Below are 14,708 nucleotides of genomic sequence, written 5' to 3'. Positions count from 1 at the left end.
CTAATCTACTTCTTCAAAATTCCCATCTCTTTCATGAACTCTGTAGTATGTTCACCCAGTTTCGGAGCATGGGAACGAATATCTCCTGGTGTTTTCGACAATTTGATTGGCGTACTAATTTGTTTTGTTTCACCCAATGTTACGTGTTTCACTGTCTGAATCATACCGCGTGCGATAACTTGTGGGTCTTCAGTCATTTCCTCAAAGGACAATACTGGAGTTACGCATGCTTCTATGTCTGAAAAAATAGAGAGCCATTCTGAAAGCGTTTTTTCGGATATAATCGTTTGTATTTCATAATTTAACCGATATTGCTCCTGTAATGGCGCCTCTAAAAGCGGAATAAAATCACTTCTTTCTATCGCAAGACAAAATGCTTCCCAGAATTTTGGCTCCAAGGCACCGACTGAAAGAAAGCGACCATCTTTTGTTTCATAAACTGCATACGCAGCCAGCCCTCCAGCTAACATTTGCTCCCCACGATTCACCGTCGTATTATGAGATAAATAGTTCGGTAGAGCAGTTTGCAACCAGGAAATCACTCCATCCAGCATGGAAATATCAACAAATTGCCCTTCCCCAGACTTTTCTCTTTCCATAAGTGCTAATAAAATACCTAAAGCAGCTGGGAACGCACCACCTCCTATATCTGCTATTTGGGTAGCAGGAATTACCGGTCTCCCCTCTTTTTCTCCCATCAAATTGAGCAAGCCTGCATAACTAAGATAATTGATGTCATGACCAGGTTTATTTGCGTACGGACCGGTTTGCCCATAACCCGTTATCGCACAATATACGAGTCCTGGATTTACGTTTTTCAATTTCTCGTAATCCAGTCCAAGCCGTTCCATCACACCAGGGCGAAAAGACTCAACAACAACATCTGCTTTTGCAACTATTTCCAGAAAGTCTGCTTTCCCATCCTCAGACTTTAAATTTAAGCAGACACTTTTTTTATTTCGATTAAGCGAATGGAACAGTGTGCTGTCCTCGTCCAGTTTTGGTTCATAGTGTCTGGCATAATCACCCATTTTTGGATCTTCTATCTTAATAACCTCTGCCCCAAAGTCTGCAAGCAACATGGAGCAATAAGGTCCTGGTAATAATCGTGTTAAATCTAAAACCCGTGTGTTTTTTAACGGCAATACAGACCCTCCCTTTAGCAACATAGACGAAATTATGAAATGGCAGAGAAACTTCGAATCTACTATATCCGCCGATTGAAAATTGAATCTGATTCTTAATCATGCAAGATTCTCCACCAGATTCATAGAAATTTAATCCAGCCTTTCAACGATCGTTGCATTCGCCATCCCATGCCCTTCACACATCGTCTGTAGACCATAACGACCGCCAGTCCGTTCCAATTCGTGCAGCATGGTTGCCATTAACCGGCCCCCACTAGCACCCAGGGGATGTCCAAGTGCAATCGCACCACCATTTGGATTTAATTTTTTCGGATCAGCCCCAGTTTCCTTCAACCATGCAAGTGGAACTGAAGCAAATGCCTCATTCACTTCAAAAATATCAATATCCGCTAGTTGGAGTCCTGCTTTGTACAACACCTTTTCCGTTGCAGGAATCGGTCCTGTTAGCATCAGTGTCGGATCAGATCCCACAACAGAACGGGCAACTACACGGAATCTTGGCTTTAACCCAAGTTCTTCTGCTTTCTCACGTGACATCAATAAAATCGCTACGGCGCCATCACTAATTTGACTCGCATTGCCTGCTGTTACACTTCCATCTTCCTTGAATGCGGGTTTAAGGCTACCGAGTTTCTCAAGGCTCGTATTCGCTCTTGGCCCTTCATCCTGGTTAACAATTGTTTTTGTCCCATCTGGAAGTGTCACCTCAATTGGCATGATTTCCTTTTCGAAATGCCCTGCCTCTTGAGCAGCAAGTGCCTTTCTATGGCTTTCCAGTGAAAACTCATCCATTTGTTCACGACTGAATCCCCATTTATCCGCAATTCGATCTGCAGATAGACCTTGATTAATGATTTCATATTTGGACGTCAATGCCGCACTCAATTTAACCCCCTGCATATTCGACCCCATTGGCACGCGGGACATATTCTCGATTCCGCCTGCCACAACTACATCCATGTCACCACTAATGATCGCCTGTGAAGCAAAATGAACAGCCTGCTGACTCGATCCACACTGACGATCTATTGTTGTTCCCGGGACCTCCACCGGGTAACCCGCTATCAATGCAGCTTGCCTCGCAATATCGAAACCTTGCTCCCCTACTTGGGACACACAGCCGAAAATCACGTCTTCCACTAATGAAGGAGAAATACCCGCTCTCTTAACAACTTCCTCCAAAGGCTTCGCCGCCAAGTCCTCCGCACGAATCCCACTTAACATTCCATTTCGTCTACCAACTGGTGTTCTAACCACCTCGACAATTACAGCTTCACGCATATCTATCTCCCTTTCTACCATCTAATTGTAAGCCCTTTCATAAACACTTATAAAGGAATCCTATAACCCCATATTCTTCGCAATGATTACTTTCATGATTTCATTTGAACCTGCATAAATAGATGAGACTGCCGTATCACGAAACCTTCTCGCAATCTCATACTCTTCCATATAGCCATAGCCCCCATGCAGTTGCATACATTCAGCCGCAACTTTTTTTGCTAAATCAGTCGTCCACCATTTTGCCATCGAGACCTCTGTCACGACATCTTTTCCTGAAACATGATCTTCAATCAGCCGATCAACAAACGTCCGACCGATTTGACATTCCGTTTTCAATTCAGCCAATTTAAACTGTGTGTTCTGGAACCGGCTGATATTCTGGCCAAATGCTTTTCGTTGTTTCACATAATCAATCGTCAAATCAAGCATGATTTCCGTTGAAGCTACACTTTGAATTGCCACCAGTAACCGTTCCTGTTGCAGGTTTTCCATTAAATAATAAAAACCTTTTCCTTCCGCGCCTACCAAATTCCGTGCCGGAACACGGACATCCTCGAATATCAATTCACATGTATCATTCGCGTGCTGTCCAACCTTTTGAAGTTTTTTACCCTTTGAAAATCCAGGTGTATCCGCTTCGACAACGATTAAACTAATCCCTTTATGCGCCGGTTTTGCCTGCGTGTCTGTTTTACATACAACGACAACTAAATCCGCAGAATAGCCATTCGTGATAAATGTTTTTTCTCCATTTAAAATATAGTCATTGCCATCTCTCACCGCAGTTGTCCGAATAGCAGCAAGATCCGACCCCGCACCAGGCTCGGTCATCGCAATTGCAGAAATCAAATTTCCACTGATTGCCCCCGGCAGCCAAACGCTTTTCTGAGATTTAGTCCCGAGTGATGCAATATATGGCATAACAATGTCATTATGAAGACCGAGTCCAACCATTGCTGTCCCAACCCGCTCAAACTCCTCGTTTATTACAACCGAATAACCAAAGTCGGCCTGAACCGCACCATATATCTCATCAGCCCATGGACACAGAAATCCCTGCTCGCCAGCTTTTTTCCAAAAAGACCGTGGCACCTGTTGCTCGCTTTCCCATTGTTCAAAATAAGGATATGCTTCCTTTTTAAGAAATTTTCGCAATGAGCGCCGAAAAATAGCATGTTCTTCACGTAAATACAATCTTTCCATATAAAAAACACCTCTCCCATTTCAGTAAATGATCTACCGTGGCTGCATTCTAATCGCACCATCAAGTCGAATTGTCTCACCGTTTAGCATCGGGTTTTCAATAATGCTTTCGGTCAACCTTGCATATTCAGACGGATAGCCTAATCGTGATGGAAATGGTGTCATTTCTCCAAGCGCTTGTTTTGCCTTATCTGGCAATCCTGCAAACAATGGGGTTTCAAATAATCCCGGAGCAATTGTCATTACCCTAATTCCAAGTGTAGAAAGATCCCTTGCAATCGGCAATGTCATCCCTGCGATTCCACTTTTTGATGCACTATAGGCTGCCTGACCAATTTGCCCTTCAAAAGCAGCAACGGATGCGGTATTAACAATGACACCGCGCTCATAGTCCTCATTGGGTTCATTTTCTGCCATTTTCTCTGCAGCAAGACGTATTACATTAAACGTACCAATTAAGTTAACCTGGATAACCTTTGAAAAAGAGGATAGATCATGCTTTCCTTTCTTACCGAAAGTCTTTTCAGCTATGGCAATACCCGCGCAATTGATGAGGGCATGAACGGCACCAAACAGTTCAACAGCTTTGTCCAGTGCTCCTTGAACGCTTGATTCATCTGTTACATCTGTTTTGACAAAATAAACATTTTTGCCTAATTCTTCTGCCAGATTAGTCCCCTGTTCTTCCGCCAAATCCAAAATTACAGCTTTACCACCCTTTGTAATTATGTTCCTAACCGTTGCTTCACCTAACCCAGATGCTCCCCCTGTAACAACTGCAACACTGTTTTCAATTTTCATTCCGCTCTCCTCCAAACCTGATTAAATTTCGGCTATTTTCTAAAAGATTGTTGTTTTTGCCACAAATGATATTTATTTCGAAAGACACGTGCTATTGCTGCCGTCCAGGATCGCTCCGGGCGGATGCTTTCCGCGGGCACGGCCTTAGCCTCCTTGCCCCGGCAAGGGGTATGCCGACGTTGTCCGCAAAGGACGGTTTTAGTCGGCCCTCCTCATCGACCACTCTGCGGGGTCTTCGGACACGTGCTGTTCCCGCAGGAGTCACCGCCCTCCTCTCACCTGGACTGGTAAAGCTATTTACGTAAGAATTTTTGGCCAATTCTTTCAACTAACGAATGCTGTTATTGGCAAATATTATACCAGCAGCCCTTATACACGTAGACTGCGGGAGGACAGGCATCGGTGAGACTACGCAGTGCGTAGTACAAGAAGGCTCACCAGCCGCCCGCGGAAAGCGAAGTGTATACGGGCTGCGGCTGCCTAAATAACTTGTTTCCATTAAAGTGATCTAACTTAGATAGAAGTTATGTCGTAGTTTATATCAACTGCGTGGTTTAAAAAAGAACCTTATTTTTCAATTAGGATGTGTAATAGATAGTCAGAAATTGATTCGGCAATCTCCGTTTTATCTTTATTTCCGCTTTCCGAATACCATTGGGTAACCCAATTCATCGCACCTAATATAATATTTCTCACTATTTTCACATCAACTGAACCAAATACATTCTCCTCTATTCCTTCCAGGATCAACCGATCAAAGGATCTCCCATAATCATCTCTCAACTGCAGAATTTCCTCCTTCTGCTCCGTTGAAAAAAATTGTTCCTGCTTGACCATCATTTCAAAACCACTTCGTTCACAAAGCAGATATTCAATATGACCAACCATAGCCATTCGCAATTTTTCGGTCACCAGCAAATCCTGGCAAAGAATGGCCTCCACATTTTCAATACTTCGCCCCAGAAGCATGAGTTGACTTTGAAACAACAAATCCTGTTTATCCTTAAAATAATAATAAACAGACCCTTTCGTCATCAAAAGCTTGGATGCAATCTCTTCTATCGTTGTGCCATGGTATCCTTTTTCCGATAAAACACGAACGGCAGTCCTTAGGATATCCTCTTTTTTCTTAGCCGTTTTCCTTTCACGTAAGGACACTTCTGCTCACTTCTTTCCCTATGTAGCCTATATTGAACTTAGTTATTATTCTAATTATTCACTTTTTAAATGTCAAGTTAATTTTCTGAAAGTTTAATTGATTATATTATACTATTGAAAGAAAAATTTAGCGCTGACAAATTCATAAAAAAAGCCATTCCTTGCCCTTCTTTTTATGAATAAGAATTTTACAACACTTCAATAATTGTTATACTTTTAATAAATCAACGAAAGGAGTGAATAAAATAGAATCTAAAGAAAAGAAACTAAGAATTTTTCAAGCAATTGCGATACTCCTTCTTCTAATTTATGTAATATTAGCTTTAAATCATCAAGCGGAAAGTTTCTTTGCGCTAACAATATTGGGGACATCAATAGTACTGTGTGTTTTTCAATCAATATTCATCCGTCAAATAAAAAAAGATGAAAAGAATAAATATAATAGTTAAAATCCTTACTGGTAAATGTCTCGCTGAAGCATAAAAAAAGACACCTGGAACTATTTAAACTAGTTTCAGATGCCAAGCACTATTTTTGCTTACTGCCGCTTCTTTGTTTTCTTATTGTTATACTTTTCATTTGCTGTTAATGGTTCATTAGCCATTTCGTGATCAAATTGCCTCGATAAATCCTTTCTTACAGCTTGTTCGTCACTAACGCCGCCATTAATTTTATTTTTCTTATTTTTGCCCATTGAAAGCACCTCCATATCATTATTTTGTCTGATATGGAGGATTTATATGTATTGCGATTGTGATATTGTTGTTCTCTTTCCTTTACAAAAATGTAATGAATATTTCACCTATACTTCTTCGCATAGACATACTCAGTAATTGGTAATACCACAAGAGTTAGACAAACAACAACAAGAAGTGGGGTATTATCAATTTCATTTAAATCACCCGTGCCTTCACTTATAAATAAAATTAAACCAGACAATATCATTAAAACAAAATAACCGATTTTAGCACTTTGTGATTCAATGTGTCTATCCAATTCGTCTTTGTCCTCACCGGGACCTTGATGATTTCCCCAGGTAAGAATATTAAAAAAGAATGATAGCGAGAGAAAAATGAAAAATACTGCCCCTCCTTCAAGCTGTTGGATAGTGATCCAGTCGTAAATTGTCTTACCTAAAATTGTACAGAAAAGTAAAGCAGTTATAGATAGCATGATTGCTTTTGTTCTATTTATTTTACTCACCCCTTTTCACTACTGGTTCTCAAATTACGGTGCGTGTAAATATGTATGAAACAATCCTAGAAAGAGTAGTTCATCTTTCTTATTACTCTCATCTATTAATTTAAAATATGCTTTGAATGGAGCTTTTAGGGAACTTTTCCACTCAGCAATTAATTGGCCTTCTTTATAAATTTGTGCCCAGTCACCGATAGATTGTTTCAGTTGGAACGTGTTTCCTCTGTATTCAAATGAGGTTTGTTGACCTATATCGAAGGATTTCTTATCGACCAAATGTAAGTATGAGTCGTTATTTCCTCCATAATAATTCACATGGTACTGTCTTCTTTTAAAGGCGTTAGGATCCTTTTTGGATATAAAAATTGTTTGCCCCTTGTTATCTTCTATTGCGTAATAATATCCGGCCTTTTAACAATAAATCGAACAGTTTGTGTACAGGTTTGTTATATGTTTTTGATACCGTTCCTATAACATTTTCGTTTCCATCATAAATTGTCGCAGGTTTTGTAGAGAGAGTGTTGAAAAATCGGTATTCATACATCCTTAACATCCTTTCAAAAATTCACAGAATTACTCTTGCATCCAATGGTGTATTTTACCAAATATTTGACTATATGTTAAGATAAGTTTAAAATATTAAATTTTTTTCTGTAAACGACCAGTTGAAATATATAAAAGTTGTGGAGTTCAAATGGCCAAACCTTTTGATGTTTATCGTCTTTCCACGAAAACTCCGCATATAAATAACTATATCCTCCTGGTCATTAGGAGGATTATTTCATTCTAGGATACAGGGGTGCAAAACATGGAATTTAATATTGGACCACGCATGGTGAAAACTGGTCTTGCTGTTGCATTGACGTTACTTATTACAGGTATGCTTGGACTGGATCTGGAAATTGTGGCGGCTATTGCTGCTGTATTGGCAATGCAGCCTTCTGTTATGCGGTCATATAACTATATAAAAGAAGTCGTTATTACTAATGGTGTTGGACTACTTCTTGCCATGCTTGGTATTTTTTTGCTTGGAAGTCATCCGCTTTCCGTTGGGATGATTGTTATCATTTCCATCGCAATTAGCATCAAACTTGGCCTTTACAAAACTGTAAGCCTGACGGTTTTGACGATCATCACACTAATGTTGGGAAACGATGATGGGTTAAGCCTTATCTATGTGATCAATCGATTATCTCTGGTTACAATTGGGGTGCTTTCTGCCTTTATAATCAACATGACCGTCTTTCCTCCAGATCATCAGAAAAACCTGTTTAATATGATCAAAAAAGCCAGCGACAAAATGAACTTCTTGTTACGCGTGTTACCGAACGAGACAATGAGCATTCCACAGATGAAACAAGAGGATAGGGAAGTAGAGAAGTTGATTAACGAAGCACATGACTATTATGAAATCATATCTGATGAAAGAAGCCGAATCTTTATTAAAAACCGTAGAAGCTTTTACAGGAACATAATCATTTACAAGCATATGATCCGGGTGCTTAGTAAAAAACAAACATTGATTCGTCAGTTAGAAAAGAACATCAAGGAAATGGATGCAATTCCTGGCGATAAATCCCGCTTAATAAAAAAGCTAGTCAAAGAAATAAACAGTTACAGTGAAAATATATTACTAGTTTATGAGAAAAAGATTATTCTTAATATGGATCTTCAGAAGGAAACAAAAGCAGCTATGCAAGTCACCATCAATACGCTAATCGAGGAATTACAGGGTGCGGAACTTTATAAATGGAATTTTGTCTTCCCTGTTGCTAACAGTATTATTGAGCTCTTTTTTGAGTTGGATAAGCTGGAAAGATTTGTACAAATAAGAGAATTAAAAGAAAAAAAGGATTAATACTGAGCCCAGAACCTTGAAAAGAACTGGGCATGAGACACTGAAAAGTTCTTATTAAAAACTCTCCAAATTATCCAAGTTATTTTCTTTTATACCATCCGGTTCACTGCGGATAATATCCCGACCATACTTATGGAATACATCTACATGAGCTAACTTACCTGCTTTTGCTTCATCCAGAGCCGTCAGATAGTCCAGTTCCTTTCCGCTTGCTGTTTTAAAAGCTATGATGTCACCATCGTCATTTTTACGGACTGCAACGATTTGTTCCTGGCCTGGTTCTACTTCCGGTTGAGTTGGTTCTTCTCCTTGATTCTTGTAATCATTATATATTTTTTCAAAATTGTTATTATCCATAAAAACACCTCCCAAACATATGGTTAGTATGTTCGAGAGGTATTGGATTTATGCTGGGAATAGATTAATGATCCTACCATATCCATTTTGAGCGATTTTTTGTCCTTAAAAAATTTCTAATAGTTCATCAAATTTATCGATAGAATAATCATAGCTATTCACTTCACCAAACCCATACCTTGCATAGACGAAAGGAATTCCAGCATACTTTGCCCCCTTGCGGTCACCTTCAGTATCTCCAACATAGACAGGCTTTGTTAAATCATTTCTTTCTATGATTAACTTAATATTTTCACCTTTTGAAAGTCCTGTTCTTCCTGGATTCTCATAATCTAAAAAGTATTTATTTAATTTGTGATACCTATAAAAACCTTCGATGTAGCCATGCTGACAATTACTTACTATATAAAGCTTATATTTCTGTGATAAGACTTTCAGTACACCTTCTACGTTTTCATACAACTTACCACCTAGTTCACTTAAATTTTGGATTTCTACCGCACTACACTGTTCTAATATCTTTTCTTGCATTTCTTCATCAAGACTAGGAAAGAGTTTTCTACCTATCTCCTTCATTTGGAGCCCCATTGTTCCTTCAAGCTCCTCCCTTGTTATTTCTTTATCTATTTGTTTAATTTGCTTAATTTCTTTATTCCATGCAATCAATACAGTATCTATAGAGTCCCATAGCGTTCCGTCTAAATCAAAAATAATACTATCCATTATCAACTCTCCCTCTATAAATGCTCAACTTAAATATACAGGGAAATTATACCATTACATCTTCAACATTCCTATCATGGGCCTAACTCTCCTCGCCCATATGCCTTTTCTTATGAGTGGATTGTTCTCTTATTGGCAGGAAGGAGTGAATATAAATGCTTAATAACAGCCAAGCCCCACCTGCAGCAAAACCACCCAATACATCCAGTGGAAAGTGAACACCTAAATAGACACGGCTAAGTCCAATCAAAAATATTAATATAGCTACTGTTCTCCAAATCCTTACTGATTGAGCTCTTGAACGTGAAATATATCGACTAAATAAGAATGCCAGTAAACCGAAAAAAGCGATAGAGTTCATGGAATGTCCACTTGGAAAACTATAATAACTAGCATGTACCAAAGGCTCCAACTCTGGCCGAGCAACCTCAAAAATGGACTTTAGGAGGCGATTGATTAGTCGTACACCAATAAGGTTATACGCCAACAATGCAGCAATCCAATAATTTTTTCGAACCAAAAGATATACGATCAAAACTACTGTTATTGGATAGGATATATATGCTGATCCGATATAGGTAATAACCGTAAACAATGGGATAAAGCCAGCCCCAAGGAAGTTATAAAGGTTAGACCCAAGCCTTTTATTCAATTCGGCCAAATTCGGTTCACCATAGGCTAATGCCAGAGCCACAAAGAATGATATTAATATGATAGCTCCTGTAATCAGATATGCTTGTTTCCTTTTGTATGACAATGACATAGGATAATCCTTTCTCTAGATTTGTTCAGTAAATCAAGCTTTTTGATTCAACTAATTAACTTACATCGAACAAATCCTTATTAGAATTCAGCACTCTATATAATGTGTCTATTATAGGATGAACTTATTCTCACCAATCCTTCACCTATCACTGTTAACAAAATAAGAAAAAGAGTGAACTCAAAAAGTCCACCCTTCATTTTATAGTTAAGTCTTGAACTGCCAAAATTAATTCTCTAAAAAGCTCACAATCCCGTCTATTAACCCCTGTGCTAATGGAAGGTCAGGATTTGAATATGTCTGTAAATTACCTTTTCGATCCTCTGGGGCTTCTTTTAAAACATGATTCATCTTTGGAATTAACAAAAATTCAGCATCCTTTTTCGCCTGATGAAGGATTTTTGCCTCACTCACTGGAACTTGAATGTCACGCTTCCCATTTACAATTAATACGGGAACGTCTAACTTTTGTATTTCTTCTGCCGGATTGTATTGCATCCAGGAAGATAGAAACGGCTGAACAGAAGGACGGAAGACACTTTGTAATTCCTGGCTTATATCTTCAACATGTTTACCTTGTTTCAGTTTATCCAATATATCCTTACTTTCTTTTGTTAGATCATCTGGAAGCTCTTTCCTAAGCTGATCATATAATACTTGATCAATCGACCTACCTGCACCAGCAATCGATACAAAAGCATCAACATCCGTTTCGTGAGCAGCTAGAATACCTACTAAGGATCCTTGGCTATGACCAATAATGCCCACGTTTGAAAATCGTTTATCTTTCGCTAACATCTCTGCCCACGCCACAGCATCTTTCACAAACCGATCAAATCGTAAATCTTTCTCAGAAATGGCTGTGGATTGATTTTTACCAACTCCGCGTTTATCATAACGAACACTGGCAATTCCGTTCTCAGCTAATTGTTCTGCAAGAAGCTTCAAACTATTATTTTTCCCCGGCAGCGCCACTGAGTTCCCATTACGGTCAGTAGGTCCTGAACCAGGTATTATGATCATAACTGGATAAGGCCCCTCTCCATCTGGTATTTCTACCTCCCCATATAGCTTTCCTTTGCCAGTATCGATACTAAGAAACTGGCCTTCCTCTTCTTCTGTATCTGCCACTTCACCTTTCCCTTTACTCAATTCAAAAGGAAAAGACTGACCATTCTGTGTAAACGTCCCTTCTATCACTTTCTTTTCTATCTTCCCGTCAAATGTGATGAGTTGGCCCTGAATGTCCATCTCAAATGAAATATTTGATTTGTCTATTGTTATAGCCGAAAGCGGATAATCCTTTACACCTTGAACTGGAATACTGATAGCCCCAGTAATTCCCTTACCTTTTTCAAAAGAAATCATGATAGGTAAGGGTTGATTCGGTATTTGAATGGAACCATTCCAAGTACCTGCTAAAGTATCCATAGTAACTTCATCTCCATCTCCTTTTTGTTCTTTTTGTCCCGTATCATCACTGCACCCCGTCACCAAGATTACCAAGCCGAACAATAACCCAATTTTAATAATCCACGCCTTCATAACAGATACCTCCAGGCTAAACTTTTCAAATAGCTTTGTTTTGATATACTACGGCCCACTATACACAAAGGTTTCATTAACGACTGTTAAATGCCCTTACACCTCGTAAAACAAAATATGTGAAACAGATTCATATTAATAAAAAAATATTATTAGTGAATATTAAGGGAGAAGCAAATGACGTATCAAATTGATTAGGAGGTCTAACGTGGCTAACATACCTTTATCCTCTTCCGAATTAGGAAATCTGTGGCAAGCTTATCAGGAAAAATCAATGATATTACATGTATTGGAACGTTTTACTAAAAACTCCAACGACAGAGAAACCAACGCTGTTATGAATTCCGTAAAAAAAATTGAGACAAGAAATATAAACGTCATTGAAACCACTTTTCGGAATGAGGGCGTAGCAATCCCTGTTGCCTTTACGGGAAAAGATATAGACATTAATGCCCCCCGTTTATTTGATGATAATTTTCATTTGATGTTTATACGTATGTTGAGTAAGATTTTGATCGGACTTTATGGCCTGCACTCAGGGATGTCTTATCGAGAAGATGTCTACAATATATATAAAGACTTCACTTCAGATATTCAGACGACTTACAACAAAACTACACAATGTCTATTAAAAAAAGGAGTTTTAGCACGTCCACCCGGTGTTCCCATGCCAGACAAAGTTGAATTTATCCAAAATACAAGTTACACATCCAGTGGATTGAACCCCTTGAAAAAAAAGCGTGTACTAAATACGGTTGAAATTGGTTTAGTGTATCAGGCTTTAGAAGCAAACATCACTGGAAGACAATTAATGACTGGTTTTGCACAAGTTGCTGAGAACCCTGAGGTTAAACAGTATCTTCAACGGGGCGCAAAACTTGCGGAAAAGGTAATAACTGTTATGAGTGGCCTTTTATTAGAAAGTGATCTGCAAGCACCATCCACCTGGACAGGAAACATAACTGACTCAACCATTTCACCATTCTCTGACAAAGTCATGATGTATATCACAAATTTATTATCGATGTTCGGTATGGGAAGTAATGCAGTTGGGGCGGGTTTCAGTTTTCGAGGTGACCTACCTTTAAAGATGGGACGCATCATGGTAAACACGTACGATTTTGCTAAAGACGGAGGAAAGATTCTCATAAAAAACGGCTGGATGGAAGAGCCCCCTCAAGCTATCGACAGAACAAAATTGTCAAACGGACAGGGTAATTAATGACTAGGCACTTAATTGTCTTGCTATCCATAGTTGTGGTTTTAGTTAAAGTGATTCAAAGAACATGGGTGGTAACTCAAAGGGATTTGGCTTATGTCAGTTTTTGAATCGGTTTTTTAAATGCTTAATTTTGGAGCATTAATCGTATATCTGAATAAACAGAAATAACCACCTTTCGCCGATCAAGCAATAGGTGGTTATTTCTTATCTTTTGTTATGGGTTGCCCCTTTAAAGGGCTATTGTACTTAGGCTGAATGGTGTTAGTCGCACCGTTCAGTCTTTATTATTTATGACTTTCTATTTACAGTATACCTTATGTTAAACATTTTACTGTTCTTTATTTTGCCCTGGGTACCAGATCATATGCTTTACTAGTTTGATCGGAATTTGGTACTATAGACTTTTGTCTATAGTATTTTCTATGCGATTATTTACGCAATATATTTAAAAAAATGTTTTGATTTGGGGAGAGCAAATTTTATGAAACGTCATACAGCCATGATAATTTTTATTATCGGTGCCAGTAGCTTTGGATTTAATCCGTTATTTATTAAATTGGGTTTTGCTGATGGTTGGACTCTTGGGAAGATTATGGTAGCACAAGTTGTAATTGCTTTATTTGTATTGTGGATAATAGGAATTTTTGCAATGAAACGGTATCCTTGGGCAGTAAGAAAACTTAACGTAAAAAATATTATTGCTATGATGATTGCCGGCTGCTTTACCGGTTTAACAAGTATCCTCTATTATGGTGCCATGCAGTATTTATCAGCTTCACTAGCTGTTGTGTTATTATTTCAGTTCGTATGGGTCGGAGTGTTATATGAATGGATTTTTGATCGACGAAAACCAGATAAAAAAACTATATTATCCGTGATTTTAACTTTGGTTGGTGTGCTTTTTGCTGCAGGAATTATTGGTGGCAAGGTGTATGATGTCCCTCTTATTGGATTAGTATTAGGTATTGGATCCGCATTCTCTTATTCAGCGTTTGTCTTTGTCAGTGGGCGTGTAGCAGTTGATATTCCTGCAACGATCCGAACACCTATCATGATAACAGGGGCGGGCATCCTAACTTTCGCTGTTTTCCCGCCTACTATTTTGTTAAATGGGAGCATATGGGGAGAGAGTTTATGGATTTATGCTGGAGGGGTTGCTTTGTGTGGAATGATTTTAACCCCATTACTCTTTGCAATATCGACTCCACATTTGCCTTCTAGTTTAGCCACTATTTTGGGCTCTATAGAATTGCCTGTATCTGTTATAGTTGCTGTTATGTGGTTATCCGAACAGGTGACTGCCCTGCGATGGTTTGGAGTTATAATCATCCTTCTATCGATTACTATAGGTGAAATGAAAGACCTATTGGAATTGATGAAATTAAAAAAGCGTCTCCGTAATAAGAATATCGAATGAATAAATATTAATGAAAGCCTTTTTCAGAAGGG

At 38.7% G+C, this 14,708-nt stretch carries 15 protein-coding genes; 3 read left to right on the top strand and 12 right to left on the bottom strand.

All coding sequences use genetic code 11. From position 1 onward, the window contains the following. Positions 1 to 5: 5 nt before the first annotated feature. The 8 genes from LG329_RS17615 to LG329_RS17580 all read right to left on the bottom strand — a co-directional run bounded on the left by LG329_RS17615 (position 6) and on the right by LG329_RS17580 (position 7,106). Positions 6 to 1,145 carry a CaiB/BaiF CoA transferase family protein gene (locus LG329_RS17615; protein WP_404452140.1) on the bottom strand — a complete coding sequence of 380 codons (1,140 nt, stop codon included), beginning with the start codon at positions 1,143 to 1,145 and terminating at the stop codon, positions 6 to 8. A gap of 132 nt (positions 1,146 to 1,277) precedes the next feature. Next, positions 1,278 to 2,429, bottom strand: coding sequence for a thiolase family protein (locus LG329_RS17610; RefSeq protein ID WP_404452139.1), 1,152 nt, complete (start codon positions 2,427 to 2,429; stop codon positions 1,278 to 1,280). A 60-nt stretch (positions 2,430 to 2,489) separates the two neighbouring features. Beyond that, a complete protein-coding gene (locus LG329_RS17605; protein ID WP_404452137.1) occupies positions 2,490 to 3,635 on the bottom strand; it encodes an acyl-CoA dehydrogenase family protein in 1,146 nt (381 codons plus the stop codon). 33 nt (positions 3,636 to 3,668) lie between these two features. Then, the gene (locus LG329_RS17600; RefSeq protein WP_404452136.1) at positions 3,669 to 4,436 is read right to left on the bottom strand and encodes a 3-hydroxyacyl-CoA dehydrogenase; all 768 of its coding nucleotides are present in this window, start codon (positions 4,434 to 4,436) and stop codon (positions 3,669 to 3,671) included. A 567-nt stretch (positions 4,437 to 5,003) separates the two neighbouring features. Next, positions 5,004 to 5,594 carry a TetR/AcrR family transcriptional regulator gene (locus tag LG329_RS17595; RefSeq protein WP_404452135.1) on the bottom strand — a complete coding sequence of 197 codons (591 nt, stop codon included), beginning with the start codon at positions 5,592 to 5,594 and terminating at the stop codon, positions 5,004 to 5,006. Positions 5,595 to 6,132: 538 nt separating this feature from the next. Beyond that, positions 6,133 to 6,288, bottom strand: coding sequence for a small acid-soluble spore protein O (gene sspO / locus LG329_RS17590; protein WP_404452134.1), 156 nt, complete (start codon positions 6,286 to 6,288; stop codon positions 6,133 to 6,135). 104 nt (positions 6,289 to 6,392) lie between these two features. Further along, positions 6,393 to 6,797, bottom strand: coding sequence for a hypothetical protein (locus tag LG329_RS17585; protein ID WP_404452133.1), 405 nt, complete (start codon positions 6,795 to 6,797; stop codon positions 6,393 to 6,395). A gap of 24 nt (positions 6,798 to 6,821) precedes the next feature. Next, complete coding sequence (locus tag LG329_RS17580) at positions 6,822 to 7,106, bottom strand: hypothetical protein (protein WP_404452132.1); 285 nt, start codon at positions 7,104 to 7,106, stop codon at positions 6,822 to 6,824. Positions 7,107 to 7,599: 493 nt separating this feature from the next. Here LG329_RS17580 and LG329_RS17575 point away from each other — a divergent pair, with 493 nt between their 5' ends. Continuing rightward, a complete protein-coding gene (locus LG329_RS17575) occupies positions 7,600 to 8,649 on the top strand; it encodes an aromatic acid exporter family protein (protein ID WP_404452131.1) in 1,050 nt (349 codons plus the stop codon). 54 nt (positions 8,650 to 8,703) lie between these two features. Here the strand turns inward: LG329_RS17575 and LG329_RS17570 are convergent, their stop codons facing one another. From LG329_RS17570 to LG329_RS17555, 4 genes are all read right to left on the bottom strand, one after another. Further along, positions 8,704 to 9,006 carry a DUF3892 domain-containing protein gene (locus LG329_RS17570; RefSeq protein WP_404452130.1) on the bottom strand — a complete coding sequence of 101 codons (303 nt, stop codon included), beginning with the start codon at positions 9,004 to 9,006 and terminating at the stop codon, positions 8,704 to 8,706. Between the two features lie 105 nt (positions 9,007 to 9,111). Then, positions 9,112 to 9,729 carry an HAD family hydrolase gene (locus tag LG329_RS17565; RefSeq protein WP_404452129.1) on the bottom strand — a complete coding sequence of 206 codons (618 nt, stop codon included), beginning with the start codon at positions 9,727 to 9,729 and terminating at the stop codon, positions 9,112 to 9,114. Between the two features lie 82 nt (positions 9,730 to 9,811). Beyond that, positions 9,812 to 10,492: a phosphatase PAP2 family protein gene (locus LG329_RS17560; protein ID WP_404452128.1), complete on the bottom strand. Its 681-nt coding sequence runs from the start codon at positions 10,490 to 10,492 to the stop codon at positions 9,812 to 9,814. 228 nt (positions 10,493 to 10,720) lie between these two features. Beyond that, a complete protein-coding gene (locus tag LG329_RS17555) occupies positions 10,721 to 12,037 on the bottom strand; it encodes an alpha/beta hydrolase family protein (protein WP_404452127.1) in 1,317 nt (438 codons plus the stop codon). Positions 12,038 to 12,245: 208 nt separating this feature from the next. Between LG329_RS17555 and LG329_RS17550 the strand changes: the two genes are divergently transcribed. Further along, on the top strand, positions 12,246 to 13,259 hold the full coding sequence (locus LG329_RS17550) for a DUF3231 family protein (RefSeq protein ID WP_404452126.1): 1,014 nt from the start codon (positions 12,246 to 12,248) through the stop codon (positions 13,257 to 13,259). Positions 13,260 to 13,740: 481 nt separating this feature from the next. After that, positions 13,741 to 14,676, top strand: a complete 936-nt coding sequence (locus tag LG329_RS17545; RefSeq protein ID WP_404452125.1) for an EamA family transporter — start codon at positions 13,741 to 13,743, stop codon at positions 14,674 to 14,676. Positions 14,677 to 14,708: the final 32 nt, after the last annotated feature.

The sequence above is a fragment of the Virgibacillus necropolis genome (assembly GCF_044793635.1).
GTDB lineage: Bacteria > Bacillota > Bacilli > Bacillales > Amphibacillaceae > Virgibacillus_F > Virgibacillus_F necropolis_A.
This window is presented reverse-complemented; position numbering and strand designations above follow the sequence as displayed.

Bases quoted from the DNA above. Each gene is read 5' to 3' on its own strand.
- LG329_RS17600 (WP_404452136.1), bottom strand. From the start codon at position 4,436: ATGAAAATTGAAAACAGTGTTGCAGTTGTTACAGGGGGAGCATCTGGG.
- LG329_RS17575 (WP_404452131.1), top strand. From the start codon at position 7,600: ATGGAATTTAATATTGGACCACGCATGGTGAAAACTGGTCTTGCTGTT.
- sspO (WP_404452134.1), bottom strand. From the start codon at position 6,288: ATGGGCAAAAATAAGAAAAATAAAATTAATGGCGGCGTTAGTGACGAA.
- LG329_RS17545 (WP_404452125.1), top strand. From the start codon at position 13,741: ATGAAACGTCATACAGCCATGATAATTTTTATTATCGGTGCCAGTAGC.
- LG329_RS17605 (WP_404452137.1), bottom strand. From the start codon at position 3,635: ATGGAAAGATTGTATTTACGTGAAGAACATGCTATTTTTCGGCGCTCA.
- LG329_RS17560 (WP_404452128.1), bottom strand. From the start codon at position 10,492: ATGTCATTGTCATACAAAAGGAAACAAGCATATCTGATTACAGGAGCT.
- LG329_RS17610 (WP_404452139.1), bottom strand. From the start codon at position 2,429: ATGCGTGAAGCTGTAATTGTCGAGGTGGTTAGAACACCAGTTGGTAGA.
- LG329_RS17555 (WP_404452127.1), bottom strand. From the start codon at position 12,037: ATGAAGGCGTGGATTATTAAAATTGGGTTATTGTTCGGCTTGGTAATC.
- LG329_RS17570 (WP_404452130.1), bottom strand. From the start codon at position 9,006: ATGGATAATAACAATTTTGAAAAAATATATAATGATTACAAGAATCAA.
- LG329_RS17565 (WP_404452129.1), bottom strand. From the start codon at position 9,729: ATGGATAGTATTATTTTTGATTTAGACGGAACGCTATGGGACTCTATA.